The sequence below is a fragment of the Bradyrhizobium sp. UFLA05-125 genome (genome assembly GCF_059803515.1).
In genome coordinates this window covers 62,743-88,136 of sequence record NZ_JBANBJ010000006.1, presented here as the reverse complement: position 1 = coordinate 88,136, position 25,394 = coordinate 62,743, and the positions used below count along the sequence as shown (strand labels likewise).

At 65.1% G+C, this 25,394-nt stretch carries 29 protein-coding genes and 1 tRNA gene; 11 read left to right on the top strand and 19 right to left on the bottom strand.

From position 1 onward, the window contains the following. Positions 1-10: 10 nt before the first annotated feature. Positions 11-1,108: a quinone-dependent dihydroorotate dehydrogenase gene (locus SO156_RS09305; RefSeq protein WP_498534564.1), complete on the bottom strand. Its 1,098-nt coding sequence runs from the start codon at positions 1,106-1,108 to the stop codon at positions 11-13. Then, positions 1,105-1,449, bottom strand: coding sequence for a DUF952 domain-containing protein (locus SO156_RS09300; protein WP_458146815.1), 345 nt, complete (start codon positions 1,447-1,449; stop codon positions 1,105-1,107). Before SO156_RS09300 ends, SO156_RS09305 begins: the two co-directional genes overlap by 4 nt. A gap of 187 nt (positions 1,450-1,636) precedes the next feature. Between SO156_RS09300 and SO156_RS09295 the strand changes: the two genes are divergently transcribed. Next, on the top strand, positions 1,637-2,287 hold the full coding sequence (locus tag SO156_RS09295) for a S24 family peptidase (protein ID WP_458146814.1): 651 nt from the start codon (positions 1,637-1,639) through the stop codon (positions 2,285-2,287). Between the two features lie 207 nt (positions 2,288-2,494). Here SO156_RS09295 and SO156_RS09290 read toward each other — a convergent pair whose 3' ends face one another. The 5 genes from SO156_RS09290 to SO156_RS09270 form a co-directional block, all read right to left on the bottom strand. Beyond that, positions 2,495-4,138, bottom strand: coding sequence for a lysine--tRNA ligase (locus SO156_RS09290; protein ID WP_498534563.1), 1,644 nt, complete (start codon positions 4,136-4,138; stop codon positions 2,495-2,497). 169 nt (positions 4,139-4,307) lie between these two features. Next, on the bottom strand, positions 4,308-5,222 hold the full coding sequence (locus SO156_RS09285) for an ABC transporter substrate-binding protein (RefSeq protein WP_498534562.1): 915 nt from the start codon (positions 5,220-5,222) through the stop codon (positions 4,308-4,310). 216 nt (positions 5,223-5,438) lie between these two features. After that, on the bottom strand, positions 5,439-6,029 hold the full coding sequence (locus SO156_RS09280; protein WP_498534561.1) for an SCO family protein: 591 nt from the start codon (positions 6,027-6,029) through the stop codon (positions 5,439-5,441). Between the two features lie 25 nt (positions 6,030-6,054). Beyond that, entirely contained in the window at positions 6,055-6,180 is a 126-nt protein-coding gene (locus SO156_RS09275) for a hypothetical protein (RefSeq protein WP_498534560.1), read from the bottom strand. A gap of 190 nt (positions 6,181-6,370) precedes the next feature. Continuing rightward, entirely contained in the window at positions 6,371-6,892 is a 522-nt protein-coding gene (locus SO156_RS09270; protein ID WP_458151207.1) for a Clp protease/crotonase-like domain-containing protein, read from the bottom strand. A 256-nt stretch (positions 6,893-7,148) separates the two neighbouring features. Here SO156_RS09270 and SO156_RS09265 point away from each other — a divergent pair, with 256 nt between their 5' ends. The 4 genes from SO156_RS09265 to SO156_RS09250 all read left to right on the top strand — a co-directional run bounded on the left by SO156_RS09265 (position 7,149) and on the right by SO156_RS09250 (position 10,753). Next, positions 7,149-8,807 carry an FAD-binding dehydrogenase gene (locus SO156_RS09265; RefSeq protein WP_498534559.1) on the top strand — a complete coding sequence of 553 codons (1,659 nt, stop codon included), beginning with the start codon at positions 7,149-7,151 and terminating at the stop codon, positions 8,805-8,807. A 40-nt stretch (positions 8,808-8,847) separates the two neighbouring features. Next, the gene (locus SO156_RS09260; protein ID WP_498534558.1) at positions 8,848-9,729 is read left to right on the top strand and encodes a CE1 family esterase; all 882 of its coding nucleotides are present in this window, start codon (positions 8,848-8,850) and stop codon (positions 9,727-9,729) included. A 129-nt stretch (positions 9,730-9,858) separates the two neighbouring features. After that, positions 9,859-10,209 (top strand): RidA family protein, encoded by a 351-nt coding sequence (locus SO156_RS09255; RefSeq protein ID WP_254102615.1) that lies wholly within the window; start codon positions 9,859-9,861, stop codon positions 10,207-10,209. A gap of 178 nt (positions 10,210-10,387) precedes the next feature. Beyond that, positions 10,388-10,753, top strand: a complete 366-nt coding sequence (locus SO156_RS09250; protein ID WP_458151210.1) for a nuclear transport factor 2 family protein — start codon at positions 10,388-10,390, stop codon at positions 10,751-10,753. A gap of 191 nt (positions 10,754-10,944) precedes the next feature. Here SO156_RS09250 and SO156_RS09245 read toward each other — a convergent pair whose 3' ends face one another. From SO156_RS09245 to SO156_RS09200, 10 genes are all read right to left on the bottom strand, one after another. After that, positions 10,945-11,793 (bottom strand): amidohydrolase family protein, encoded by an 849-nt coding sequence (locus tag SO156_RS09245; protein ID WP_498534622.1) that lies wholly within the window; start codon positions 11,791-11,793, stop codon positions 10,945-10,947. 94 nt (positions 11,794-11,887) lie between these two features. Next, the gene (locus tag SO156_RS09240) at positions 11,888-12,820 is read right to left on the bottom strand and encodes a sugar-binding protein (protein WP_458151211.1); all 933 of its coding nucleotides are present in this window, start codon (positions 12,818-12,820) and stop codon (positions 11,888-11,890) included. 89 nt (positions 12,821-12,909) lie between these two features. Continuing rightward, positions 12,910-13,980, bottom strand: coding sequence for an ABC transporter permease (locus SO156_RS09235; RefSeq protein WP_458151212.1), 1,071 nt, complete (start codon positions 13,978-13,980; stop codon positions 12,910-12,912). Then, the gene (locus SO156_RS09230; protein WP_498534557.1) at positions 13,980-14,744 is read right to left on the bottom strand and encodes an ATP-binding cassette domain-containing protein; all 765 of its coding nucleotides are present in this window, start codon (positions 14,742-14,744) and stop codon (positions 13,980-13,982) included. The genes SO156_RS09235 and SO156_RS09230 overlap by 1 nt, the downstream gene beginning before the upstream one ends. A 12-nt stretch (positions 14,745-14,756) precedes the next feature. Then, the gene (gene xylA, locus SO156_RS09225) at positions 14,757-16,079 is read right to left on the bottom strand and encodes a xylose isomerase (protein WP_498534556.1); all 1,323 of its coding nucleotides are present in this window, start codon (positions 16,077-16,079) and stop codon (positions 14,757-14,759) included. Beyond that, positions 16,076-17,533, bottom strand: a complete 1,458-nt coding sequence (xylB, locus tag SO156_RS09220) for a xylulokinase (RefSeq protein WP_498534555.1) — start codon at positions 17,531-17,533, stop codon at positions 16,076-16,078. Before xylB ends, xylA begins: the two co-directional genes overlap by 4 nt. Before the next feature lie 82 nt (positions 17,534-17,615). Beyond that, positions 17,616-18,668, bottom strand: coding sequence for a LacI family DNA-binding transcriptional regulator (locus tag SO156_RS09215; RefSeq protein WP_458151216.1), 1,053 nt, complete (start codon positions 18,666-18,668; stop codon positions 17,616-17,618). Between the two features lie 103 nt (positions 18,669-18,771). Continuing rightward, positions 18,772-19,236, bottom strand: a complete 465-nt coding sequence (locus tag SO156_RS09210; protein ID WP_498534554.1) for a GNAT family N-acetyltransferase — start codon at positions 19,234-19,236, stop codon at positions 18,772-18,774. Between the two features lie 11 nt (positions 19,237-19,247). Beyond that, positions 19,248-19,760: a GNAT family N-acetyltransferase gene (locus SO156_RS09205; protein ID WP_498534553.1), complete on the bottom strand. Its 513-nt coding sequence runs from the start codon at positions 19,758-19,760 to the stop codon at positions 19,248-19,250. Beyond that, positions 19,760-20,341, bottom strand: coding sequence for a helix-turn-helix domain-containing protein (locus SO156_RS09200; protein ID WP_458151219.1), 582 nt, complete (start codon positions 20,339-20,341; stop codon positions 19,760-19,762). The genes SO156_RS09205 and SO156_RS09200 overlap by 1 nt, the downstream gene beginning before the upstream one ends. A gap of 195 nt (positions 20,342-20,536) precedes the next feature. Between SO156_RS09200 and SO156_RS09195 the strand changes: the two genes are divergently transcribed. Continuing rightward, positions 20,537-21,529 carry an alpha/beta fold hydrolase gene (locus SO156_RS09195; RefSeq protein ID WP_498534552.1) on the top strand — a complete coding sequence of 331 codons (993 nt, stop codon included), beginning with the start codon at positions 20,537-20,539 and terminating at the stop codon, positions 21,527-21,529. Positions 21,530-21,563: 34 nt separating this feature from the next. Here the strand turns inward: SO156_RS09195 and rpiB are convergent, their stop codons facing one another. Both rpiB and SO156_RS09185 read right to left on the bottom strand, forming a co-directional pair. Then, positions 21,564-22,052 carry a ribose 5-phosphate isomerase B gene (rpiB, locus tag SO156_RS09190; protein WP_458151221.1) on the bottom strand — a complete coding sequence of 163 codons (489 nt, stop codon included), beginning with the start codon at positions 22,050-22,052 and terminating at the stop codon, positions 21,564-21,566. Between the two features lie 114 nt (positions 22,053-22,166). Next, a tRNA-Gly gene (locus SO156_RS09185) sits at positions 22,167-22,240 on the bottom strand. 174 nt (positions 22,241-22,414) lie between these two features. Between SO156_RS09185 and SO156_RS09180 the strand changes: the two genes are divergently transcribed. The 5 genes from SO156_RS09180 (at position 22,415) to SO156_RS09160 (ending at position 25,346) form a co-directional block, all read left to right on the top strand. Beyond that, a complete protein-coding gene (locus tag SO156_RS09180) occupies positions 22,415-22,993 on the top strand; it encodes a methylated-DNA--[protein]-cysteine S-methyltransferase (protein ID WP_498534621.1) in 579 nt (192 codons plus the stop codon). A gap of 9 nt (positions 22,994-23,002) precedes the next feature. Beyond that, positions 23,003-23,842 (top strand): helix-turn-helix transcriptional regulator, encoded by an 840-nt coding sequence (locus tag SO156_RS09175; protein WP_498534551.1) that lies wholly within the window; start codon positions 23,003-23,005, stop codon positions 23,840-23,842. Positions 23,843-23,897: 55 nt separating this feature from the next. Next, positions 23,898-24,257 (top strand): VOC family protein, encoded by a 360-nt coding sequence (locus tag SO156_RS09170; RefSeq protein ID WP_458151224.1) that lies wholly within the window; start codon positions 23,898-23,900, stop codon positions 24,255-24,257. 128 nt (positions 24,258-24,385) lie between these two features. After that, positions 24,386-24,778: an SRPBCC family protein gene (locus tag SO156_RS09165; protein ID WP_498534550.1), complete on the top strand. Its 393-nt coding sequence runs from the start codon at positions 24,386-24,388 to the stop codon at positions 24,776-24,778. A gap of 115 nt (positions 24,779-24,893) precedes the next feature. Further along, positions 24,894-25,346 carry a hypothetical protein gene (locus SO156_RS09160; protein WP_498534549.1) on the top strand — a complete coding sequence of 151 codons (453 nt, stop codon included), beginning with the start codon at positions 24,894-24,896 and terminating at the stop codon, positions 25,344-25,346. Positions 25,347-25,394 lie beyond the last annotated feature (48 nt).

Here is a 25,394-nt window from a genome sequence, read left to right as displayed (position 1 = left end):
CGGCTACGGCTCACATCCCGGGCCAATCCTCGGCGGTGAGCGTCGCGGCGTCGGCGCCGACGATCTCGGACAGCGAGTCGCGTCCGGTGCGCAGCAGCGTGGAGGTCAGATCGCGCTTGATCTCATCGACGAGGCCGAGGCCCTTGTAGACCAGCGACGAATAGAGCTGGATCAGGCTCGCTCCGGCGCGGATTTTTGTCAGCGCCGCGCCGCCGGAATCCACGCCCCCGACGCCGATCAGCGGGAACGCGCCTTCGACGCGCACATAGGTCTCCGCGACCATGCGCGTCGACAGGCGGAACAGCGGCCGGCCGGACAGACCGCCCTGCTCCTTCGCGCGCATCCGCTCGCGCAGCGTGCTTGGCCGCGCGATCGTCGTGTTCGACACGATCATGCCGTCGACCTTGCGCGCGCGCGCGACCTGCACGACGTCGTCGAGTTGGGCGAGGCTCAAATCCGGCGCGATCTTGAGCAACACCGGGGTGTCACCGGCCTTTTCGCGCACCCGCTCGCGCGCGTCGATCACGTGCGCGAGGAGATCGTCGAGCAGCGCGCCCTCCTGCAAGTTGCGCAGGCCCGGCGTATTCGGCGAGGAGACGTTGACGGTGAAATAGCTCGCGACCGGGGCGAAGGTCTCGATCAGCTTGACGTAATCGGCGACGCGATCGGGCGAGTCCTTGTTGGCTCCGACATTGACGCCGACGATGCCGCCGTTCCCTGCGCGCGCCGCAAGGCGCCGCAGCGCAATAGCCGCGCCGTCATTGTTGAAGCCCATGCGGTTGATGACGGCTTCATCGCGCTCCAGGCGAAACAGCCGCGGCCGCGGATTGCCGCTCTGCGGGCGCGGCGTCACCGAGCCGATCTCGACGAAGCCGAAGCCGAGCCGCAGCAGCGCATCCGGCACTTCCGCGCTCTTGTCGAAGCCCGCAGCCATGCCGATCGGATTGGGAAAATTCAGGCCGAAGGCCCGCACCGCCAGTTTCGGATCATCAGTGCGCGGCTTGGTCGGCGGCAGGAAGCGCAGGCCCTGGATCGCCAGGCGATGCGCATCCTCCGGATCGAGCCAGCGCAGGACCGGCAGCGAGAGGGCGTCGAACGCGCGGATCACGGGGCAAGCTCCGGAATGTCGTGATTGCCGTCGGAGCGCAAGGCGAGATTGATGATCGAGATCACCGCACCGAGATCGAGCTCGCCATAGAGATGCGGAAACAGCTCGTCGTTGCGCGAGCGCTCCCAGCGCAGAGCATCGCCGAGCGCATCGCCGTCGATCTCGACCAGGAACAGCGCACGCTGACCGAAAAAATGCTTCCGCGCGGTCTCGGGAACCTGGGCGGCGGTCGAGAAATGGATGAAGCCGTCGCGCGCATCATCCGTGCTGCCCCGGTACACACCCTCCCGCTCGGCCTCACGCCAGGCCGAAGCGGCACAAATTTTATAGATCTTGACCACCAGTCGCGGTGTCCTGCTTGCGCTTGCTCGTTGAGTCTCTTGGGGTTTTCGCTCCCAAGGGTCCCAAACCCGGGCGCGACCGTAAAGGCCACAACTTTCGAACTCAAGACTTGCCTGCCGCCTCTTGCACCGAAAACGGAAAACCGGTTGATTTAAGGCTAGTTTTCCTAGGCGGGCCGGATCGCGGATGATCAGACAGGCCAAAGCGCAGAGGATGCTGACTCACGAGCAGATCTGGGGCGCCCTGGATCGGCTCGCGGTGCGTGCCGGGCTGTCGCCGTCGGGGCTGGCCAAGCGTGCGGGGCTCGATCCCACAACCTTCAACAAGTCCAAGCGCGTGACTTCCGACGGCCGGGAACGCTGGCCCTCGACTGAATCGATCGCAAAAGCGCTCGCGGCCGCCGGCTCCTCGATCGAGACCTTCGTGCAGCTGATCGGCGATGGCGCGCGCGACGGCCGCTCGGTTCCGCTGCTCGGTTTCGCGCAGGCTGGGACAAGCGGCCATTTCGACGAGCAAGGCCTTCCCGCCGGCAAGGGCTGGAGCGAAGTCGCGCTGCCCTTGGCCGAGGACGATCACAGCTTTGCGCTGGAGATTGCAGGCGATGCGCTCGCACCCTATCGCGACGGCGATGTCATCCTGGTCTCGCCGGGCACACCGATCCGCAAGGGCGACCGCGTGGTGGTGAAGACCCGGGCCGGCGAGATGCTGGTGAAGGCGCTGAAGCGCCGCACGGCGAAGTTGCTGGAATTGCAGTCACTCGATGGCGCGCAGGACGAGCGCACGCTCGCAGTTGCCGATGTCGCGTGGATCGCAAGGATCGTATGGGCGAGCCAGTGAGAGACTCGTGGCGACGCGTAGCGCGGTAGTCGGGGCCACCACAACCTCGATTGTCGTCCCGGCGAAGGCCGGGACCCATAACCACAGGGAGTAGTTTGGCGAAGACTCGGAGTTATCAGCTTCGCGCCAAACCGCTCCCTGTGGTTATGGGTCCCGGATCTGCGCTCCGCTTCGCTACGCTTGTCCGGGACGACAGTTGAGTATGCGCTACGCACTCCTCGCCAGCGCGCCGTCGATCATGTTGACGGCGTTCTGGAGGCCGTAGACTGCGACGAAGGAGCCGAAGCGCGGGCCTTTCTCCTGGCCGAGCAGGACCTGGTAGAGCATGTTGAACCAGTCCAGCGTGACGCCGGGACGGCCGTCCTTGCCCTTCTTGACCTGATCGAGGAACGGCTCGCGGCGGCCGATCTCGTAGACGACGTTCTGGATGTCCTCGGCCGAGGCATCCTGCGGCAATTGCGAGAGCGCATCGCGCAGATCCTGCAACGCCGCGCGCTCCGAGTCCGTGGGCTCGCGGAACTGCTTCGTCGGCGCGACGAAATCGCGATAGTAGTTGATGGCGTAGCCGACCATCGCGTCCAGCTTCGGATGCGTCTGCGGGCTCACACCGGGGCGGTAGCGGCCGATGAAGCCCCACAACGTCTCGGCGTTCTCCGCGTTCGACGAGGACACCAGCGTGAGGAGAAGCTGGAACGTGACGGGCATGTCCGCCTTCGGCGGATGGCCGTTATGGAGGTGCCAGACGGGATTGCCGAGCTGCTGCTTGGCATCCTGCCGGGGAAAGCCGTCGAGGAACTGCTGGTAATCGTCGACATTGCGCGGGATGACATCGAAATAGAGCCGCTTCGCCGCCTTCGGCTCGCGATACATGAACAGCGACAGCGATTCCGGCGGCGCGTAGCGCAGCCATTCGTCGATGGTCAGGCCGTTGCCCTTCGACTTCGATATCTTCTGGCCCTTCTCGTCGAGGAACAGCTCGAAATTGAAGCCCTCCGGCGGCGTGCCGCCGAGCGTCCTCGCAATGGCGCCCGAGAGCTTCACCGAATCGATCAGGTCCTTGCCGGCCATCTCGTAGTCGACGCCGAGCGCGACCCAGCGCATCGCCCAGTCGGCCTTCCACTGACACTTCACATGGCCGCCGGTGACTGTTGTCTCGACCTCCTCGCCGGTATCAGGATCGACGTAAGTGACGGTGCCGGCGGCGACGTCCCGGCGGATCATCGGCACCTGCAAGACCACGCCGGTGGTCTTGCTGATCGGCAGGAATGGCGAATAGGTCGCGCGGCGGTCCGGCCCGAGCGTCGGCAAAATGATCGCCATCACCTTGTCGTAGGCCGCGAGCATCTTCAGCAGCGTGGCGTCGAAACGGCCCGAATTGTAGTAGTCGGTCGCGCTGGCGAATTCGTAGTCGAAGCCAAAGCTGTCGAGGAAGGCGCGCAGCCGCGCGTTGTTGTGGTGCCCGAACGACGGATAATCGTTGGAGAACGGGTCCGGCACGCGCGTCAGCGGCTTGCCGAGATGCGCGGCCAGCATCTCCTTGTTGGGCACGTTGTCGGGGACCTTGCGAAAGCCGTCCATGTCGTCGGAGAAGGCGATCAGCCGCGTCTTGATCTTGTCCTCGGTGAGCACGCGGAAGGCATGACGCACCATGCTTGTGCGCGCAACCTCGCCGAAGGTGCCGATATGCGGCAGGCCGGACGGGCCGTAGCCGGTCTCGAACAGCACCTCGTCCTTGGAGCTCTTCTTCAGCCGCGCGACAAGCGCCTTCGCCTGCTCGAACGGCCAGGCGTTGGATTGTTCGGCGAGCGCACGCAGATCGCTCGGGCTTGCGGCAGGATCAATAACGGACATTCAAGGGGCCTCCGGGCCGCGGAAAATAGCGATTTCCCGGCAGAATGCAAAAGTTGCAGCGCCTTTATCGCGGAATTGTAGGGTGGGCAAAGCGAAGCGTGCCCACCACTTCTAGAAACGGTGGGCACGGCGCTTTGCGCCTTTGCCCACCCTACGGCAGCTCGGTCTATTAGAAAGGGCTCACCGAGAAGTACCGCAGCCATAGGTCGGTGTAGCGGCCTTTTTCCCAGACGCGGAACAGCGCCCAGTTCAGCGCCTGGCGCAACAGGTCGTTGCCCTTGCGCACGGCGATGCCGACGCCTTCGCCGAAGAAGCGGCTCTCGATGAAGGGGCCGCCGGAGAAGGCGCAGCAATCACCGGAATCCGTACCGTTGATCCAGAACGCCAGCGAGATGGCGTCGCCGAAGATGAAGTCGACCTCGCCGCGGCGAAGCGCGCTGCGCAAGGCTTCGTCATTGGGATAGCCGTGCAGCTCGGCGTCGGTGAACATCGCCTTGAGATACGCTTCATGCGCGGAGCCCGCGATGACGCCGACCTTCTTGCCCTCGAGAGACTCGGGACGGATCTCCGGCATCACCGCGTCCTTGCGCGAGGCGAAGCGCGCCGGCACGCGATAGTAGGGATCGGTGAAATCGACACGCGCGCGGAGCTGCGGGCTCACCGCCATGGACGCGATGATGGCGTCGCCCCGGTTCGAGGAGAGCGCATCGATCAGCGTCTCGAAGCGGCGCATCTGCACGGTGCAGGTGACCTTGATCTCCTCGCACAGCGCGCGGGCAAGATCGACGTTGAAGCCGGCGGGATTGCCGTCGGCGCCGGTGTAGTTGAACGGCGGATAGTCGGTCTCGGTCAGGAAGCGGATCACGGTCAGGCGCGACAGGTCCGGCCGCTCGGGCCGGCGCCGGGGGTCCCAGAAACCGGGCACGGCCTGGGGGGCCGCTTGGGGCCCTGCTGGCGCCGGCTTGGCCGGGGCCTGCGCAAGCGCGCCGGGCGCCGCCGATAGCAGGCAGACACCGACCGCCGCCAGCCCGATCAGGAGGCGGCGGACAGTTTTGAGGGATTTCGCCTGTTGCGATGGGGCCATCGGCTTGAGATCAGCGGGATTTTTGGATCGGAGGGCCTTATAGACCATCCCGCGGGGAACGCGAGCGCCGATTGCGGCAGGGTGCAGGTGCGCTCCCTCTCCCGCTTGCGGGAGAGGGTTGGGGAGAGGGTGTCGCCGCGGGCGAGAATCCCAATTTGGAGAGAGCCCTCACCCGGCGCTACGCGCCGACCTCTCCCGCAAGCGGGAGAGGTGTCCCTAGAGATACCGCTTCAGCTCTGTGGCGGCCTCTTCGGGCGGGCGTTTCATGTTGAACGGCGCGACGAACCTGCCGTCGCGGTCCATCAGGTAGATCAGCGCGGTGTGATCCATGGTGTAGTCGCCGTCCTTGGTCGGGACCTTCTTGGCGTAGACGCGGTAGGACGTCAGCACCTTGGCGGTCTCGGCCGGATCGCCGCTGAGGCCTTCCAGATGCGGATCGAAGCTCGACAGGTAGTCCTTCATCGTCGAGGGCGTGTCGCGCTCGGGATCGACCGAGATGAAATAGGCGTTCACCTTGTCGGCGTCCTTGCCCATCGCGCGCAGCACTTCCGAGATCTCGAACAGCGAGGTCGGGCAGACGTCCGGGCAATGAGTATAGCCGAAGAAGATCAGGGTCGGCTTGCCCTTCAGATTCTTGTCGGTGACGGTCTTGCCGTTCTGGTCGGTCAGCGCGAACGGTCCGCCGATCGCGGCCGGCTGCGCCACCTTGCTGACGCCGCCCATGGCCCAGAACATCACGAGCAGCCCGACGACGAGGCTTGCGGCGAAGGCGGTCGCGATCACCAACGGGCGGGCAGTCCGGCTCATCGTGGAGGAAATCCCGTTTTACGGATCAGAAGCAGGCGGACAGGCCGGCCCTGATCATCTCAAAAAACACCTGGGTGCCGTAGTGGAACCACAGCGCCAGCGAGGCCAGTACCGCAAGCCCGCCGAGCCCCGCGCCCGCGAACAGCAGCACAGACGCCGTCCTGCCGGCAGTGGGCGAATTGTCCGATACCCGATGCGCTGATTGCAGTGGTTGAGCCATAACAATGACCGGGGCGAGACGCACCGGTTCCCTGCCCTCAAATAGGCACTGGCCCGCGCCTGGGCAAGCGCCACCGGCGCGCCAGAATAGCTCCCCCCGGTTCAGCTCGTTCGGATGGATATCAGTGAAGCAGCTGACCCCGGGCGGACTCCAGCTCTTCCGCTTGCGGAAGAGCCCGGCGCGACGGGCGGCTGGTGGCAGCCTGCGCATCCATGTAGCAGGGCTTGTACATCGACTGGAGCTGCTTGCCCCTGAGGAAGATCATGTGCGGGGTAAGGCCGCCGCGCTGCGAAATCCAGCGCCGCACCTGCGAGGGATACATCGCATACAGCATCTGGGTCGCTTCGGGATTGGTGACGGCGCGGCCGTTGACGCCGAAATCCCAGGCAGCATGGAAGCCGAGCGTCGCATGCGAGGTCACGCAGATGCGGTCACGCGGAATGGCACCGAGGACGATGGTGCAGGCCGAGGCGCAGAGCCCGTCGATGATGACGGTCTCGCCGGACTGGCGCAGGTCCTGGTATCTGTCGACATAGGTTCCGATGCGGCCGCCACGGTCGTCGGCGATACGAACGACCGCGTGAGAGGCCCCCATGCCCGCGAACAGGAGAACCGCTGCGAGCAACCCCGTCAGAAACTTCATGTCCCCCGCCCCAGTCCCATTCGAATCTGTGTGTCAGGTCGTGATGCGCGGCTAGCGTCCGTCGTAACCGTGGTTTTGTCTAGGCGCGGGGGCTGGCTCAAAACAAATTCAAATCCGGTGTTGCGCCCGCGCTGCACTTGCCGGTCCCTTGGCCGTCCCAATCCCAAAGTGGAACAAGTTAACGGATTCTTGTGGTCCTCCCCTTGATCTCAGCGACGGCGGCTGACTTCAATCCGGATGATTACAGGGGAACTCAATGGCTGAGCAGGCGGACGTCATCATCGTCGGCGCGGGGTTGTCGGGGCTGGTTGCTGCAACCGAGATTGCCGATGCCGGCAAGCGTGTGATCGTCGTCGACCAGGAGGGCAAGCAATCGATCGGCGGTCAGGCGTTCTGGTCGTTCGGCGGTTTGTTTCTGGTCGATTCGCCGGAACAGCGCCGGCTCGGCATCAGGGATTCGTTCGAGCTTGCATTGCAGGACTGGCTCGGCACGGCGGGCTTCGACCGCGACGAGGATCATTGGCCACGGAAATGGGCGGAAGCCTATGTGGCATTCGCGGCCGGCGAGAAGCGCTCGTGGCTGCGTGCGATGGGCCATCGCATCTTCCCGGTGGTCGGCTGGGCCGAGCGCGGCGGCTATGACGCGATGGGGCACGGCAACTCGGTGCCGCGGTTTCACGTCACCTGGGGCACGGGGCCCGGCATCGTCGAGCCGTTCGAGCGCCGCGCGCGCGAGGCCATGAAGGGCGGGCGACTGACCTTCAAGTTCCGCCATCGCGTCGATGCATTGAATGTCACGAACGGCACGGTCGACGGCGTGAGCGGCAAAATCCTCGAGCCTGACCAGGTCGAGCGCGGCAAGAGCTCCTCGCGCAACGTGGTCGGCGACTTCGCGCTGAAGGCACAGGCGGTGATCGTCGCCTCCGGCGGCATCGGCGGCAATCACGATCTGGTGCGGCAGAACTGGCCGAAACGGCTCGGCGAGCCGCCGAGATTCATGATCTCAGGCGTGCCCGAACACGTCGACGGCCGCATGATCGGCATCACGGAAGGCATCGGCGCGCGGCTGATCAACCGCGACCGCATGTGGCATTATGTCGAGGGCATCCAGAACTGGTCACCGATCTGGCCGCGCCATGGCATCCGTATCCTGCCCGGCCCCTCCTCGATGTGGTTCGACGCCACGGGCACGCGGCTGCCGGCGCCGCTCTTTCCAGGCTCGGACACGCTCGGCCAGCTCAAATACATCATGTCGACCGGCCATGATTATTCCTGGTTCGTGCTGACGCAGAGCATCATCAAGAAGGAATTTGCGCTCTCGGGCTCCGAGCAGAATCCGGATCTCACGGGAAAAAGCTGGCGCATGACCTTGCGCCGCGCCACCAACAAGGGCGCGCCGGCACCGGTGGAAGCCTTCAAGAGCCATGGTGTCGACTTCATTGTGCGCGACAAGCTCGAGGAGCTCGTACCTGCCATGAACAAGCTCGCCGGCAACGATCTCCTCAGGCTCGACCACGTCAGGATGCAGATCGAGGCGCGCGACCGTGAGATCGCCAATCCCTTCGTCAAGGACGCTCAGGTGATGAACATCCACAATGCGCGTCGGTATATCGGCGACAAGCTGATCCGCAGCGCCGCCCCCCATCGCATCCTCGATGCCGAGCACGGGCCGCTGATCGCGGTCAAGCTCAACATCCTGACGCGCAAGACGCTCGGCGGCTTCGAGACCGATCTGGACTCGCGCGTGTTCGGACAAGAGGGCCAGGTCATTCCGGGCCTCTACGCCGTGGGCGAGGCCGCCGGTTTCGGTGGCGGCGGCGTGCACGGCTACCGCTCGCTCGAAGGCACGTTCCTCGGCGGCTGCCTGTTCTCCGGCCGCAACGCCGGGCGCGCGGCGGCGAAGGCCGTGGGGTGACATCGTGCTGTGGCGGTGGGGCATTGGAGTTGTGGCTGCAATGCTGCTGTTCGCCGCACCCGCTGGGGCCGACACGATCGACGTCAATGGCGTGACGCGCACGTTCATCATGATGCCGGCGCCGACCAAGCCGGCGCCGCTCGTCATCGTGTTGCACGGCAAGACTCAGCGCGGCGCCGACATGGTAACGCGGACATCCTGGCCGCTGATCGCCAGGCGCGACTCCTTTGCAGTGGTGTTTCCCGATGGACTCAACAACGCCTGGGCCGATGCGCGACCCGACGCACGACGCGCCGGCCGCGGACCGCCCGAAGGCACCGACGACATCGCTTTCATCTCAGCCCTGGTCGACAAGCTCGTGAAAGACGGCACGGCAGACGCGCGCCGCGTCTACATCACCGGCGTCTCCAATGGCGGCGCGATGACCATGACGCTGGCCTGCAACCGCGCCGATCTGTTCGCAGCCGCCGCCAGCGTGATCATGAACCTCACCGACGAATCGGCAGCCGCCTGCCATCCATCACGTCCACTGCCGATGCTGCTCATGAACGGCACGGTCGATCCGCTGATCCCCTATGACGGCGGCCGCGGCGCGAGCTATTTTGCGGCCGACGGGTTCTGGTCGACCACGAAGACGCTGGCATTCTGGCGCAGCATCAATGGCTGCGAAGCTGATGATGCCGCGGCAACCGACCTGCCCGACAGGAACCCTCACGACGAGTCCACCGTGACGCAGATCGCCTCGCGCTGCCCGAAAGGGCGTGACGTCGTGCTCTATCGCGTCAATGGCGGCGGTCACCGCATGCCCGGGCATTTCCCCGACGCGCATTTCCCAAAGCTGGCGAATGGCCTGCTCGGCCCGCAGAACGGCGACATCGACGGCGCCGACACGATCTGGACGTTCTTCAGCCGCTTTCCTTGAAGCCGCGCATGCATCGGCCGACGCATGCGTCACCGGCAACGCATGCGTGCCGGCAACGCATGCGTGCCTAGGGTGGCAGAGCACAGGACGCTGCGCTAGACAGGGCCGCCATTCCAACAGGAGATTTAGATGAGCATTCAACGTTTTGAAGCTGGCCCGCGCATGAGCCAGGCCGTCGTGCACGGCAACACCGTCTATCTCGCCGGTGTCGTCGCCAGCAACGCCGCCGGCGAAAGCGTGACCAAGCAGACCCAGGACATCCTGAAAACCATCGACGGCCATCTCGCCAAGGCCGGCACCGACAAATCGAAACTGCTGTCGGCAACGATCTACATTACCGACATGAAGACGTTCCAGGAAATGAACGCGGTGTGGGACGCCTGGGTGTCGCCCGGCAACACGCCGGCGCGCGCCACCGTGGAAGCCAAGCTCGCTGCCCCGCAATACACCGTCGAGATCATGGTGACCGCGGCGAAGTAATTTTCGCTGCAGGAACCAGGCGTGCGTCTGAAGTGCGATGAAAACATCATCGCGCTTCAGTTTTTTTGGCGCGTGATCCTTTCGCGTGCGGATGACCTCCGAGGTAATCGATTGGCGCGCACAAACCTTCGATAGTCAGCGACAGCCGAACCATCCGGCGCTTTTCGAAGGAGACACCATGACCGACCACATCACCCTCGCCCGTCGCTATATCGATCTCTGGAACGAGCGCGCGCCGGGCAAACGGCGCGAATTGCTCAGCGCGAACTGGACGGCGGATGCGAGCTACGTCGATCCCTTGATGCGCGGTGACGGCCATGACGGCGTCGACGCACTGATCGCCGGCGTGCAGCAGCGCTTTCCCGAATTCAGGTTCAGGCTGATCGGCGAGCCCAATGGCTATGGCGAGCACCTGCGCTTTTCCTGGGGCCTCGGCCCCGACGGCGTCGACAGCCCGATCAAGGGCACCGATTTCGCCGTGCTGAAAGACGGCCGCATCAAGAGCATCACAGGCTTCTTGGATCAGGTGCCTGCCGGCGCGTAAACGGGCGCGGCAGCCACGAGTTCGTCATGCCCGGGCTCGTCCCGGGCATCCACGTCCTCAGCATCGACTATGCGGCGGCGCGTGGATGGCCGGGACAAGCCCGGCCATGTCGATGTGGAGGCATTGGCGCCGAAGACCATCAATGCTGTTGTGTGGCGCCATGAGGCAGCCAATGCTGCAATTGCAAGGCGTCAGGTAACCGACAATCGATACGCCCGCTGCGCATTCGGCCCGAATGCCTTCTCTCGCACCTTTGGACCAAGCTTCGTCAGGCAATCATCGAGCGCGTTCTTGATCTCACCGTAGCTTCCTGCGAGCAGGCACACCGGCCAGTCCGAGCCGAAGATCAGGTGATCCTCGCCGAAGCATTTGGCGACATGATCGACATATGGAAACAGCCGTTTCGCGTCCCAATCGTTCCACTTGGCTTCGGTCGCAAGGCCAGAGATCTTGCACCAGACATTGCCGCAGGCCGCTAGCGCCGCGATGCGGTCGGCCCAGTCGCGGCTGAAACCTTCGGCGATCGGCGGCTTGGCGGCATGGTCGAGCACGAAACGTGCTTGCGGAAAGGCCTGCGCTGTCGCGATCGCGGCCGGGAGCTCGCGGGTGCGGACCAGGAGATCGTAGGTGAGATCGTGTGCGAACACGGCGGTCAGGCCGCGCTGCACGTCCTCGCGCAGCAGCCATTCGGGATCGGCCTCGTCATGGACCTGGTGGCGAATGCCGACCAGCCTGCCGCCCGCCGGCGTGGCACGCAGCCGGTCGAGGGTTGCGCCGACCGCAGCGTCGGTCAGATCGACCCAGCCGACAACGCCGACGACGAAGGGCGTCGCGGCGGCGATACGCAAAAACTCCTCGGTCTCCGCGACAGAAGAGCGGCACTGCACCAAAATGCTCGCGTCGATGCCGTTTTGTTTGAGAAGCGGCGCAAGATCGGTGGGGCCGAAGGCGCGGCGGATCGGTGCGAGGTCGGCCGCCGCCATCCAGGGATAGTCGGCGCGCGCGGGGTCCCAGAAATGCTGATGCCCGTCGATCACCATCATTCATCCTCCACCCATCATCGTCGTAGCCTCTCCCGCCCGCGTGGCCGCGGGCGGGAGAGAAGCGCATGAACGCCGGGGCTGGCGGACGTTCCTACTTCAACATCTGCGCGACGTTGTCCTTCGTCACCAGATCAAGACCGGTGTAGACGATCTCCGGCACCTTCTGGCCCTTCTTGATGGCAAGAAGCGTGTCCATGGACTTCTCGCCCATCTCGAACGGACGCTGGCCGGTGAGGGCGTTGGAATAGCCGTCACGCAGGAGCTCAAGCTGCATCTTGAGCGTATCGGCGACGACCAGCGTCAGCTTGCCGGAATCGATGTCCTTCTTGTTCTTGTTGACGAAAGCCTTGAAGCCTTCCGGCGCGAACATCGGCCAGCCGCCGACCGGCACGATCGCGGCGAGGTCCGGCGTCGCGGTGCGCAGGTCCGCCATCTGCTGGACTGCGAGCGTGGAGTCGTCGTTGCAGAACGTCGGTGAGCCCGCGACCTCGACCCATTTCGAGCCCTTGAGCGCCTCGCGGACGCCATCGACGCGCTCGGCGAGGTTCTTCGCACCCGGACCGCCGGAGACCATGGCATATTTGCCGCCCTCGGGCCGGAGCTGGAGCAATTGCTTGCCGAGCGCGAGGCCGAAGTCCTTGTTGTTGGTGCCAATATAGGCGATGCGCTTGGAGCCCGGCGCATCCGCGTCAAACGTGATGACGGGAATACCGGCCGCGGTCGCCGCCTCGATCGACTTGGTCATCGCCGCGACGTCGGCAACCGAGATCGCCATACCATCCACCTTCTGGGTGATGAAGTCCTGGATGATCTGCGCCTGCGTCGCCGGCTCGTGCTCGATCGGCCCCTTATAGATGCATTCGACGTTGCCGAGCTCCTTGGCGCGCTTCATGCAGCCGTCGCGGGCGACGTCGAAGAACGGATTGTTCATCGCCTTGGGCACGACCGCGAACTTGTAGGTCTGGGCAAACGCCGGGGTCGCCATCATCGCGATGGCCATGCCGGCAAGCAGTAGCTTTCTCATTACGTTCCCTCCACACTTTTAATGCCTATCCTTTTGAAAACTCCGGAAGGCGGATAGACGATGCAGTTGCCCTCCCGGAGTAACTCTCCTCACGCCATGCGCGAGCGGATGCGGTCGACCAGCACGGCCAGGATGATGATCACGCCGACCAGCGTCTGCTGCCAGTAGGAGTTGACCTGCGCGAGCACGAGGCCGTTGCGGATCACCTCGAGCAGCACGCAGCCGACGATGGCCCCTAACGGACCGCCGATGCCGCCGGCGAGATTGGCGCCGCCGATGACCGCAGCCGCGATCACGTTGAGCTCGTAGGACGTCGCCATGTTCGCCGGCGCCGATCCCAGCCAGCCGGAGATGATGATGCCCTGAAGCCCCGCGGCGAGCGCGCAGATCACGTAGACCTCGATTTTCACGCGTACGACCGAGATGCCGGTCAATTCCGCCGCCTTCTCGTTGCCACCGAGCGCGAAGACGTGACGACCGAAGGTGGTGTGGTGCAGCACCACCGCCATAACGAGGGCGAGGATCACGAGGTAAATGAAGGGCGCGGGCACGCCGAACAGGTCGCCCGAGGTGAGCGCGTAGAAATAGTCAGCGTCCGGCCCACCCGGAAAGCTGCCGCGGCCGTTCGAGACGACATAAGCGAGCCCACGCACGATCGAGAGCATGCCGAGGGTCGTGACGAAGGGTGACAGCCCCAGCGTCGCGATGCAGAAGCCGTTGATGAGCCCGACGACCAGTGCGACCGCTAGCCCCGCCAGCACAGAGATCACGAGGATCAACCCAGGCACATTGGCAACGACGGTCTTACCATCAGCCGCCAAATGGACGAACAGCGATCCCGGTGCCGACAGCTCGACCATGACCATGGAAGTGATCATGGCGGAGAAGCACATCATCGAACCGACGGAAAGATCGATGCCGCCGGTGATGATGACGAAGGTAATTCCGAGGGTTGCGATGGCGATGAAGGAAAAGTTCTTCGCCACATTCTGCATATTGCCTTCGGTGAAGAAGTACGGGCTGGCGAAATGCATGATGGCGAGCAGCACCAGGAGCGCGAGCAGGACGTAGCCGGTCTGCGTCGCAAACAGGCCGCGCTGCCACCATCTGGACTTGCCGACATTGGTGAAGGTGATCGGGGATTCGATCTGGATCGCCATTACGCCGCCTCCTTCGCGCCGGTGATGAGGGCGGTAACTTCCTCGGGACTGGTATCGTGGATCGCCTTGTCGGCGCGCTTCTCGCCACGGCGCATGACAACGACGCGATCGCAGACCGCGAACACGTCGGGCATGCGGTGCGAGATCAGCATCACGGCGACGCCCTGCTCTTTCAGGCGGTGGATCAGACCCAGCACCTGCTCGACCTGCCGCACCGAGATCGCGGCGGTCGGCTCGTCCATCATCACGAGCTTGGCGTTCGACAGCCGCGTCCGGGCGATCGCGACCGCCTGGCGCTGGCCGCCCGACATCTGCTTGACGAGATCGTGGGGCCGCGTCTCCGAGCGCAGCTCGCCGAACAAGTCCAGCGCGCGCGCCGCCATCGCCTTGTGGTCGAGCAGGGAGATGGGGCCGAATTTGCGCTTGAGCTCGCGGCCGAGAAAGACGTTCGCCGCCGCGGTCAGATTGTCGGCGAGCGCGAGGTCCTGATAGACCACCTCGATGCCGACGGCGCGGGCGTCGATCGGCCGGTAAAAATGCACTGCATTGCCGTCGAAGCGGATCTCGCCGTGGCTGGGGCGGAAATTGCCGGCAATGATTTTCACCAGCGTCGACTTGCCGGCGCCGTTGTCGCCCATGAGGCCGACCACCTCGCCCGGATAGACCTGCATGTCGACGTCGTGCAGCGCACGGATGGCGCCGAACTCCTTGCCGATCCCGGTCAGTTCGAGGACCGGCTGCCGTGTTGTTTCAACGCTCGTCATCGACAGCCTCGCTCAGACGTACCGGTTGACCAGGGATTCCAGATATTCCTGACGGCCCGACCGCGGCTGCGGATCGAAGCCGGGGGCGAGCGCGCGGTCGGCGAGATCGGCGAGCGAGCGCTGGCCGGCAAGGATGGCGCTGCCCTCAGCTCCCGCCCACCCCTGATAGCGCTCGGCGAGCGGTGCGGTGAGTGCGCTCGCGTCGAGCATGTCGGCCGCCGCAAGGAAGGCACGCGCGCAGGCATCCATCGAGCCGACATGGGCGTGGATCAGATCGTCTGGGTCGATGGATTGCCGCCTGATCTTGGCATCGAAATTGAGACCTCCCGTGGTGAAGCCGCCGCGGTTCAGCATCTCGTGGAACACCAGCGCGAGCTCGCCCACGTTCATCGCGAACTGGTCAGTGTCCCAGCCGAGCAGGTCATCGCCTCGGTTGATGTCGAGCGAGCCGAATACGCCAAGGGCTTCGGCGAGCGCAACCTCGTGCTGGAACGAGTGGCCGGCGAGGATGGCGTGGTTCTGCTCGATGTTGAGCTTGACGTCCTTGAGGAGGTCGTAGCGCTGGAGGAAGCCGTAGCAGGTGGCGACGTCGAAATCATATTGGTGCTTGGTCGGCTCCTTCGGCTTGGGCTCGATCAGGATCGGGCCCTTGAAACCGATCTTGTGCTTGTGCTCGACGACCAGGGAGACGAAGCGGCCGAGCTGGTCGAGCTCGCGCCCGATATCGGTGTTGAGCAGCGTCTCATAGCCCTCGCGCCCGCCCCACAGCACGTAGTTCTGGCCGCCGAGTCGGTGCGTGACCTCGAGCGCGGCGCGCACTTGTCCGGCGGCATAGGTGAAGACCTCGGGATCCGGATTGGTCGCCGCGCCTGCCATGTAGCGGCGGTTCGTGAACAGATTGGCCGTGCCCCAGAGCAGGCGAACCTTGGCGGAGGCCATCTTCTGCTCGAACAGATCCGCGATCGCATTGAGGTTGGAGACGGACTCGGCAAGCGAAGCTCCCTCCGGCGCCGCATCGACATCGTGGAAGGTGAAGAAGGGCACATCCAACAGGCGGAACAGCTCGAAGGCGACATCGGCCTTGGCGCGCGCCATCGCCATCGCATCGCTGCCGTGATGCCAGGGCCGCAAGAACGTCTCGCCGCCGAAGGGATCGCCGCCCGGCCAGCAGAACGAGTGCCAGTAGCAGAGGGCAAAGCGCAAATGATCCTCCAGCCTGCGGCCGTGGACGATGCGGTCCTTGTCGTACCAGCGAAACGCGAGCGGGCTCTTGGCGTTCGTGTCGCCATAGGCGACCGGCGCGGTCGCACCGAAGAAATTTGGGGATGCGTTCACAGGGAGAACTCCTTCAGCGCGGGATACAGTTTTCGCCACTGATGATAGGCGTCGTCATAGGCGGCAGCGGTGGATGTGCGCGGCACAAAGCTCGCGAGGCGCCGCGGACGTGTGCAGACTTGCGCGGGTTCTTCGCCGGTGGCGGCAAGGCGGCCGAGCCGCGCCGCGCCCAGCGCAGCCCCGACCTCGCCTTCCTCAACGCGGTGGACGGGAATGCCGAGCACGTCGGCGCAGATCTGCGCCCACAAGGCCGAGCGCGATCCGCCGCCGACGAGATCGACCTCCGAAATCGCCGAGCTCGCGCTGCCGAGCGCGGCGAGATTGTCGCGCGCGGCGAAGGCGACGCCTTCGAGCACGGCCTGCACGATCTGCTCGCGTCCGTTGGCGCCGCGCAGGCCCACGAAAGCACCGCTCGCCGCAGCGTCGTTGTGCGGCGTGCGCTCGCCATCGAGGTAGGGCAGGAACTTGATCGGGCTCGGCCCGTCGACGCTCTCGCCGAGCGGCGCGAGCAGCTCGGCCGCGGGCGTTGCCATCACGCTCGAAAGCCAGGCGAGCGAAGCTGCGGCCGAGAGCATCACGCCCATCTGGTGCCACAGGCCGGGCAGCGCGTGGCAGAAGGCGTGCACGGCGGAGGCCGGAGCCGGCGCAAACCGGTCGGTGACGCGGAAGATGACGCCGGAGGTGCCGAGCGACAGGAAGGCATCGCCGGGCGCGATCGCACCGAGCCCGATCGCGCTCGCTGCGTTGTCGCCCGCGCCACCGGCCACGACGACATTTTTCGCCATGCCCCAGCGCGTCGCATATTCCGGCGCGAGCACCGCACTGACCTCGCTGCCTTCGACGAGGCGCGGCATGTGTTGCAGATCGAGGCCCGTGGCGTGCAACAGAAGTGCGGACCAACGGCGCTGACCGACGTCAAGCCACAGCGTGCCGGCGGCATCCGACATGTCCTCGACCATCTCGCCGGTCAGGCGGTAGCGCACATAGGCTTTCGGCAGCAGCACTTTTGCGACGCGCCTGAAGATCTCGGGCTCGTGTCCTGCGACCCACAAGAGCTTTGGCGCGGTGAAGCCGGGCATCGCCAGATTGCCTGCGATCGCATGCAGCGAAGGGCAACGCCGCTCCAGCCTGACGCATTCGGCATGCGAGCGGCCGTCGTTCCAGAGAATGGCCGGGCGCAGCGGACGGCCGTCATCGCCGAGCAGCGTCGCCCCATGCATCTGGCCGGAGAGACCGATGCCGCGCACCTGCGCGACCTCGCTCTGGTGGCTGGCGGCGAGATCGTCGACCGCGCCGATCGCGGCCGCGACCCAGGCGTCCGGATCCTGCTCGGACCACAGCGGCGCGGGGTGCGACAGCGCAAGCTCGCGCGAGGCCGTCGCGACGATCGCGCCGGCTTCGCTCATGAGCACCGCCTTCACACCGGACGTGCCGATGTCCATTCCGAGAAACACGTATCGTCCTCCCTTTCCGGCCCGGCTGGCGATCTTTGTCGCCTGTCCCGCACGGGCCGTCCTCACGCATTCGTTCTGCCGGCTAAGGCAGATTGTCCCGCATCACGATGTCGATGCGGATCTTCTCCTGTTCGCTCAAGATCGGCTCGCCGCGCGCCAGCGCCAGCAACACGCGCACGGCGGCACGCGCCTCGTGCCCGGGGTTCTGCGAGATCGCGGCATCCATCACGCCCTGCAGCAGCAGCTTGCGCGTCAAAACCGTGACGTCGTGTCCGACGAACACGATCTGCCTGTCGCGGCCGGATTCCACCAGCGCCCTGGCAACGCCCTGCGTACCCGCGCCGACATTGTAGAGGCCGACGATATCAGGGTGTTTGGCAAGCAGCCGCGCCAAAAGCTGCCAGGAGCGCTCGTCCTCGTCGCGCCCCTCCAGCACCGGCAGCACGCTTAGCTCTACGAACTCCGAGGCCATCACCTGGTTGAAGCCGAAGATGCGCTCGGCGTGGTCGCGCAGGCCCTGCGAGCCGGCGACGATCGCGACCTTGCCGGAGCTTAAATCAGACCTTGGACCCACGAGCCGGCCGACCAGCGCGCCCGCGGTGCGCCCGGCGGCGATGTTGTCGATGCCGACATAATGGTGGCGTCGCGACGACGGCACGTCGGAGACCAGCGTCACCACCTTGGCGCCGCCGTCGACGAGATCGTTGATCGCCGCCCGCACGCCGGGATGATCGAGCGCCACCACCGCGATGCCGTCATAGGTACCGACCAGCGCCTCCAGCGAAGATGCGAGCACGGAAGCATCGAACACGTCGGTCACGACCATCTCGACCGCGAGGCGGCGCGCCGAAAGCCAGGCCGTCATCTCGCCGAGATAGGACTGGATCTGCTGCATGAACAGGTTCGGCCCCGACGGCATGACGAAGGCGAAGCGCCGGGCGCGGCCGCGGGCGAGCTCGGCAGCGGCCACATGCGGCTGGAAGGAATTGCGTTCGATCGCCTCCTTGACGCGCCGGACCGTGTCCGGCCGCACGCCCGGCCGGTTGTGCAGCACGCGGTCGACCGTCGCGAGGCTGACGCCAGCCTGGCGGGCGATGTCCCTCAATGTCAGCGCAGCGGGCGCGTCCTGCTTCATGGCCTGAAGGCTAGCAGAGGTTTTCTGAGGTACGCAACTCATTTTGAGGGACAGACTGAGGACATCCGGTCGCCCGGTTGCTGGCATAAGCCGCAGGCGGGTCTCAGCGCCCGGTCAGGTCGAGCGTCAGGAACAGGCTGTTGGAATCCTCGACATAGCCTTCGAAGGGACCGCAATCGACGAAGCCATGCGCCCGGTAGAGCGCGTGCGCGGGCTTGAAATAATCCCAGGAGCCGGTTTCCAGGCTCAGCCGCGCCATGCCGCGTCCGCGCGCCTCGCCGATGATATGGCTGAGCATGAGCGCGCCAAAGCCGCACCGGCGCGCAGTCTGAATCGTGTGCATCGACTTCACCTCGCCATGATCAGCCAAGAGCGTCTTCAGCGCGCCGGTGGCGACCAGCGTGTCGCCATCCCAGCCGGTCCAGAACGCGACGTCGGGCGCGCGGAGGCCGGCGAGATCGAGGGCATGCGCGCTGCCCGGCGCAGTCTGCGCCCGCGCAGCCGCGACGTGATGGTCAAGCAGTGCGATCACGCGCGGGTCGTAGGTGTCGCCGGTACGGATTTGCATTTTGCCCCTCCTCACGGCGTGATGTCGGTGGCGAGGTGCTTCTGCATGAATACCAGATCGAGCCAGCGGCCGAACTTGCAGCCGACCTCCGGCATGCGCGCGACCTCGACGAAGCCGAGCGAGGCATGCAGCGCGATCGAGCCCGCATTGGCGGCCTCGATGCCTGCAATCATCGTGTGCTTGCGCATGGCGGTGGCGCGCTCGATCAGCGCGGCCATCAGGCTGCGACCGATGCCGCAGCGGTGGTGGCGCTCGTCGACATAGACCGAATTCTCCACGGTGTGGCGATAGCCGGGCCACGGGCGGAAGTCACCGAACGAGGCAAAGCCCACGACATCCGATCCGCGCATTGCGACCAGCACGGGATAGCCGGCCTCGCCGCGGGCGCGGATCCAGTCGCGCCGTGCCTCCAGGTCCGACGGGCCGTCGGTCCACACCGCCGTGGTGTTGAGCGCGGCGAAATTGTAGATCGCCAGAATATCGGCGGCATCTTCCAGCGTGGCATCGCGCACGATCAGAGGCATCAGTTTTTCCCGTAGCTAGTGCCGCGCCGGATGACGATGACGTAGCGCGCATCCTGCCGGCTTTCGTTTTCGAAGGTCACCGCGCGCATGACGTCGAAGTCGAGGCAATCGCCTTCGCGCAGGCGCAGCGTCTTGGCGTCGATATGGACACAGATCGCGCCCTCCAGCATCAGGAGCTGTTGGGTGAAGGCGGTGCGGCCCCATGGGCTGTAGGGCACGCGCGCACCGGCCGGCAGATCGACGACGATGATCTCGATGCCGCTCGCCGCATCGGTCGGCGAGGCATGACGGCGGCGATAGCCGCTCTCGGGATCGCGCCATTGCGGCTGGTCGGCAAGCCGCACCAGACGCTCCGGCGGTTTTTCGGCGAGCGCAACGACGTCGCTGAGCGACACGTCCAGCGCCGCGCAGAGCTTTCCGAGCAGCGCCGCCGTGGCGCTGCTCTGCGCGCGCTCGACCCGCCCGATCATCGCGCGGCTGACGCCCGAGCGCGCCGCGAGTTCGTTCAAGGTCATGCCGGTATGCATCCTCAATGTCTTCAATCGGCGACCGATCGCCCTGTCGAGCTTTTGCTGGTCCATTTTTGCAGGTCCCGGCCCTCATCCGAACATCGGCCGGCGCACGAACCGCATCCGCCAAGGCAAGAGCAAGCTTAGCGCGGCGCGCGGCGTGCGCCGGGATCGAGAAGCTAATATATTAGAATCTTTGCGCGCGGCGAACGCCCGATTAGGATGCATCGACGGCAGGGGGGCAATGCATGAGCGAGGCAATCACACATGAGCCAGCCAACCCAGCGGATGATCAGGACCAACGGCATCAGCCTCAACGTCGCCGAACAGGGTGAAGGGCCGCTCGTGCTGCTCTGCCACGGCTTTCCCGAGAGCTGGTACTCCTGGCGCCACCAGCTCGCGGCCTTGGCCGCGGCCGGCTTCCATGCCGTCGCGCCTGACATGCGCGGCTACGGCAAGAGCGACCGTCCAGAGGCGATCGATCAATATACGATCTTCCATCTCATCGGTGATCTCGTCGGATTGCTCGACGCGCTTGAAGCGCCCACCGCCGTGATCGTCGGGCACGATTGGGGCGCGACGATTGCCTGGCACACCGCGCGCCTGCGGCCGGATCGCTTCCGTGCCGCCGCAATCCTCAGCGTGCCGTTCCGCCCGCGCAGCCCGGCGCCGCCGACGAGCCTGATGCCGCAGACGGCGGAGGCGCAGTTCTATCAATTGTACTTCCAGGCGCCCGGCACAGCCGAAGCGGAGTTCGAAAAGGATCCGCGAAAAACGCTCGGTGCGATGCTCTATGGCGGATCAGGCGAAGGCGCGGCTGCGATCCGCGCCAGGGCAGCGAGCGCCGGCAGAAGCGTCGGCGTCGGCATGGTGTCGCGGACCGGCGGCATGCTGCCGAGCGTGCCGGTGCCGCTGCCGTCATGGCTCAGCGCGAGCGATCTGGATTTCTATGCCGCCGAGTTCGCCCGCAGCGGGTTTCGCGGTCCTCTCAACTACTATCGCAACGTCGATCGCAACTGGGATCTGATGGCCGCCTTCGAAGGCGCGAAGGTCACGGTACCCGCACTCTTCATCGCCGGCGACCACGACATGGTCATCGCCTTCCCCGGCGCGGCCGAGCATCTCGCCAACATGAAACAATCGGTGCCACAGCTCCGCGACATTCAGATGCTCCCCGGCTGCGGCCACTGGACCCAGCAGGAACGTCCGAACGAGGTGAATGCGGCGCTGATCGAGTTTTTGCGCAGCCTGCCGAATTGAGGCGCGGCGGAAAATCACTTGCAAGTCTGCCGTCCTAACAGGAGCCCAGTTTATCGACGCGCCTTTGATGGCGACCGCCGTCGAATTTCGTGCTCAAGAACACTTCGACGCATTCTTTCGCCACCGCTTCGCCGGTCATCCGTCCGCCCAGCGCCAAAACATTCGCGTCATTATGCTGGCGGCACAGCCGCGCGCCCGTGACATCATGCGCAAGCGCGCAACGGATATGCGGATGGCGGTTGGCGGCGATCGAAATGCCGATACCCGATCCGCAGATCAGAATGCCACGTCCGGCCTTGCCAGCCTTGATGGCGTCGGCCAGCTTGCCGGCGAAATCGGGGTAGTCGACGGAATCGGCACTATTCGTGCCTAAATCCAGCCACGTCACATCGGGCAAAGCGCCTTTCAGGGCTTCTTTGAGAGCAAAGCCCCCGTGATCACAGGCAATGGCTACTACGCGTCCCAAACAAGCCGTCTCGTCTGCGTCGGCTATTCGTTGCTTCATCAATTGATCGCCAGTCATATCTATCTCATAGCAAGCGTAGCGCCGATGAAGCGCAGCTCAATCCCGGACCGGCGTCCGACAGATCCCGCATTCCGCTTCGCTGCATGCGGGCTACGGCAGATGAGCAAGGCTTGGAGCGGGCGAAGGGAATCGAACCCTCGTATGCAGCTTGGGAAGCTGCCGTTCTACCATTGAACTACGCCCGCGAGACGCGTGGTCCGCGTCCCCCTTGATTAGCCGAGACGGCGCCTCGCGCCAAGCGCTTTGGCGCGTTCGCCCTCACGCTTCTTAACCTGTTGGCAAGATTTCGGGGTGTGCCCGATTGTGGCGGTGTTATGATCTTTATCCGGGCTAAGGACGTGCATGAGTGGGGCGTGCACATGATGGGGCGGTCTTACGCGATATTCGGCACGGCGATCGGCCGCTGCGGCATCGTCTGGCGCGGTGCCGGGATCGTGGCCGTGCAATTGCCGGAGGCGCGGGAGCTCGACACAAGGCGCCGGATCTTTCGGGTTCATCCCGAGGCGCGTGAGCAACGGCCGTCTGGCAATACCGAGCTTGCGATCGAGGCCATCGCGGCGTTCCTGCATGGCGACGCCGCCGATCTCCCCGACATCAGCCTCGACATGAGCGGCGTGCCAGGCTTCAACCGGCGGGTCTATGATTTTACCCGCGCCATCCCGCGCGGGGAGACCCGGACCTATGGCGAGATCGCGAAGGCGCTTGGCGCCTCCGGCGCTTCGCATTCGGTGGCGCAAGCGATCAGCAAGAATCCCTTCATGATCATAGTGCCCTGCCACCGCGTGCTCGAAGTCGGGAACTACGCCGACCGGATCTCGCCTTACGGCGGGGTGATCTCAAAACGCCGGCTGCTCTCGCTCGAGGGCGCCCGTCCAACCGCCAGCAAGACGCTGTTCGAAGTGCTGCTGCCCGTTGCTCCGCCGCGCGCACCTACCTAGATAGGTAGCATGGAAGCGATCACGCTGAAGACGACGCCTGCGATGACGGTGTCGCGGTTTCGCTGCGATGCGGGACCGGACGACAAGCCGTTTGCCGAATATCGCACCGGCCATTCGCTCGCCTATGTCCGCGAAGGCAGCTTTGGCTGCCATTGCCGGGCCGGCTTCTTCGAGCTGGTAGCCGGCTCCGTGCTGGTCGGCCGTCCCGGCGAGGAATACACCTGCACGCATGAGCATGTCAGCGGCGACGAGTGCCTGTCGTTCTTCATCGGCAACGATCTCGTTGCAGCGCTGGGCGGACGGCGCGAGGTCTGGCAGGTCGGCGCCACGCCACCGCTGCCTGAGCTGATGGTGCTGGGCGAGCTGGCCCAGACGGCGGCAGTTGGCAACAGCGACTTAGGGATCGACGAGATCGGCCAGATCTTTGCGAGCCGTTTCATCGAGGTGGTCTCGGGCAAGGCGCGCAGGCCAGTGTCGCCGACGACCCGCGACCGCCGCCGCGCGGTGGAGAGTGCGCTGTGGATCGACGAGAATTCCGGCGAGGATATCGATCTCGACGATGCCGCGCGGCAGGCGGGCCTCAGCCCGTTCCACTTCCTGCGGCTGTTCAGAAGCGTACTCGGCGTTACCCCGCATCAATTTCTCGTGCGTTCGCGGCTGCGGCACGCGGCGCGGCTCTTGAGCGATCATGACATCCCGGTCACCGACATCGCCTATGACGTCGGCTTCGGCGATCTCTCAAACTTCGTCCGCACCTTCCATCGCGCAGCCGGCGTATCACCGACAAAGTTTCGCCAGGCCTCGCGCGGGATGCGCAAGATTTTCCAAGAGCGGCTCGCCCTCAACTGACTAGGGTCGTCTCCGACAGCGCCGACACGCGTGCGCTTTTCGAACGGAGACGATCATGTATGACCATATCGGGTTGCGCGTTGCCGACCTCGACGCCAGCACGCAATTCTATACCGCGGTGCTCAGTCCCCTCGGCTATGTCCTGTGCTCGAGCGGCGACGGTTACGCCGGCTTCGGGCCGAAGGGCGAGCCGGCGCTCTGGCTGCATCTGAACAAAGGGCGGAAGGCCGACGGCGCTCATATCGCGTTCCGGGCCAAGGACCACGACGCCGTGAAGACATTCCACAGTGAAGGCCTGAAATCAGGCGGCCGCGACAACGGCGGCGCCGGCCCGCGAAAAGACTACAGCCCGACCTACTACGCGGCGTTCTTGATCGACCCCGACGGCAACAATGTCGAGGCGGTGTGCACGTGAGGCGGTGACGTACGCGCGCTCCACATACCCCGTCATTCCGGGGCGGTGCGCAGCACCGAACCCAGAATCTCGAGATTCCGGGTTCGCGCTTCGCGCGCCCCGGAATGACTCCCTCATAGGACACACCCATGGCCTCCATCCACAACGACATTCCTCTCAACGCTCCCGCACGCGCCGTGTGGGACGCGGTGCGCGATTTCGGTGCCCTGCACGAACGTCTCGTGCCGGGCTTCGTCACGGCGTGCCGGCTCGATGGCGATGCGCGCATCGTCACCTTCTCCAATGGCTCGGTGGCGCGCGAGGTGCTGGTCGATTGCGACGAGGCGCGGCAGCGGCTGGTCTATGCAATCAACAACGAGCGGCTGAAGCATTACAGCGCCTCGGTTCAGGTGATCGCTGAGAGCGAGGCGAAATGCCGGCTGGTCTGGACCATCGACATGTTGCCGAATGAGCTCGCGCCCTACGTGCAGGGCCAGACCAGGGAAGCGGTGTATGCGATGCACAGGGCGTTCCCGGGATAAGCGGTTCCTCTGTGATGATTTTCACAGAGCCCTCCCCGCGCCGGACCTAACAGTGGCCCCGTGCGTCCGTTTGGCTCCGCTCTCCTGGCGGCGCCACGCATGCAGGGAGCTAGCTATGAAAGGTGCTGACAAGGTGGTTTGCCAGGCAGCCGCCGTGCTGCTGCTGTTTTCCATCACGAGCATGCCGGCCAGCGCGCAGTTCGCAGGTCTCGGTGGCGGCGGAGGCGCCGGCGGTCAGGACATGATGACCCAGATGGCGCCGATGCTGGAGATGATGAAGGCGAAGATGGGCAAGCGCCGCTTCGCCATGCTGATGCAGACCATGGGCCCGATGATGAGCCGCATGATGGAGAATGGCGGCGGCTTTGGCGGCATGATGGGCGGAAGCGGTCTTGGCGGCGGCAGCTTCGGCGGCTACGCACCGATGGGCGGCATGGGCATGGGCGGTGGCGACATCATGGGGATGCTCGGCGGTTCGGGCGGCGGCGACATGATGGCAATGATCCCGCAATTGATGCGGCTCGCGAATATCGGCGGCGGTGGCCACCGCCGCCACAAGCACCGCTAAAGCACCCCGGCGAACCGCCGCCGCGTGGCAACCTTAGCAACGAAGCAA

Coding starts and splice junctions, on each gene's coding strand:
- SO156_RS09295 (WP_458146814.1), top strand. CDS start 1,637: ATGATCAGACAGGCCAAAGCGCAGAGGATGCTGACTCACGAGCAGATC.
- SO156_RS09290 (WP_498534563.1), bottom strand. CDS start 4,138: ATGTCCGTTATTGATCCTGCCGCAAGCCCGAGCGATCTGCGTGCGCTC.
- SO156_RS09285 (WP_498534562.1), bottom strand. CDS start 5,222: ATGGCCCCATCGCAACAGGCGAAATCCCTCAAAACTGTCCGCCGCCTC.
- SO156_RS09280 (WP_498534561.1), bottom strand. CDS start 6,029: ATGAGCCGGACTGCCCGCCCGTTGGTGATCGCGACCGCCTTCGCCGCA.
- SO156_RS09270 (WP_458151207.1), bottom strand. CDS start 6,892: ATGAAGTTTCTGACGGGGTTGCTCGCAGCGGTTCTCCTGTTCGCGGGC.
- SO156_RS09265 (WP_498534559.1), top strand. CDS start 7,149: ATGGCTGAGCAGGCGGACGTCATCATCGTCGGCGCGGGGTTGTCGGGG.
- SO156_RS09260 (WP_498534558.1), top strand. CDS start 8,848: ATGCTGCTGTTCGCCGCACCCGCTGGGGCCGACACGATCGACGTCAAT.
- SO156_RS09255 (WP_254102615.1), top strand. CDS start 9,859: ATGAGCATTCAACGTTTTGAAGCTGGCCCGCGCATGAGCCAGGCCGTC.
- SO156_RS09250 (WP_458151210.1), top strand. CDS start 10,388: ATGACCGACCACATCACCCTCGCCCGTCGCTATATCGATCTCTGGAAC.
- SO156_RS09245 (WP_498534622.1), bottom strand. CDS start 11,793: ATGGTGATCGACGGGCATCAGCATTTCTGGGACCCCGCGCGCGCCGAC.
- SO156_RS09240 (WP_458151211.1), bottom strand. CDS start 12,820: ATGAGAAAGCTACTGCTTGCCGGCATGGCCATCGCGATGATGGCGACC.
- SO156_RS09235 (WP_458151212.1), bottom strand. CDS start 13,980: ATGGCGATCCAGATCGAATCCCCGATCACCTTCACCAATGTCGGCAAG.
- SO156_RS09230 (WP_498534557.1), bottom strand. CDS start 14,744: ATGACGAGCGTTGAAACAACACGGCAGCCGGTCCTCGAACTGACCGGG.
- SO156_RS09215 (WP_458151216.1), bottom strand. CDS start 18,668: ATGAAGCAGGACGCGCCCGCTGCGCTGACATTGAGGGACATCGCCCGC.
- SO156_RS09210 (WP_498534554.1), bottom strand. CDS start 19,236: ATGCAAATCCGTACCGGCGACACCTACGACCCGCGCGTGATCGCACTG.
- SO156_RS09205 (WP_498534553.1), bottom strand. CDS start 19,760: ATGCCTCTGATCGTGCGCGATGCCACGCTGGAAGATGCCGCCGATATT.
- SO156_RS09200 (WP_458151219.1), bottom strand. CDS start 20,341: ATGGACCAGCAAAAGCTCGACAGGGCGATCGGTCGCCGATTGAAGACA.
- SO156_RS09195 (WP_498534552.1), top strand. CDS start 20,537: ATGAGCCAGCCAACCCAGCGGATGATCAGGACCAACGGCATCAGCCTC.
- rpiB (WP_458151221.1), bottom strand. CDS start 22,052: ATGACTGGCGATCAATTGATGAAGCAACGAATAGCCGACGCAGACGAG.
- SO156_RS09180 (WP_498534621.1), top strand. CDS start 22,415: ATGATGGGGCGGTCTTACGCGATATTCGGCACGGCGATCGGCCGCTGC.
- SO156_RS09175 (WP_498534551.1), top strand. CDS start 23,003: ATGGAAGCGATCACGCTGAAGACGACGCCTGCGATGACGGTGTCGCGG.
- SO156_RS09170 (WP_458151224.1), top strand. CDS start 23,898: ATGTATGACCATATCGGGTTGCGCGTTGCCGACCTCGACGCCAGCACG.
- SO156_RS09165 (WP_498534550.1), top strand. CDS start 24,386: ATGGCCTCCATCCACAACGACATTCCTCTCAACGCTCCCGCACGCGCC.
- SO156_RS09160 (WP_498534549.1), top strand. CDS start 24,894: ATGAAAGGTGCTGACAAGGTGGTTTGCCAGGCAGCCGCCGTGCTGCTG.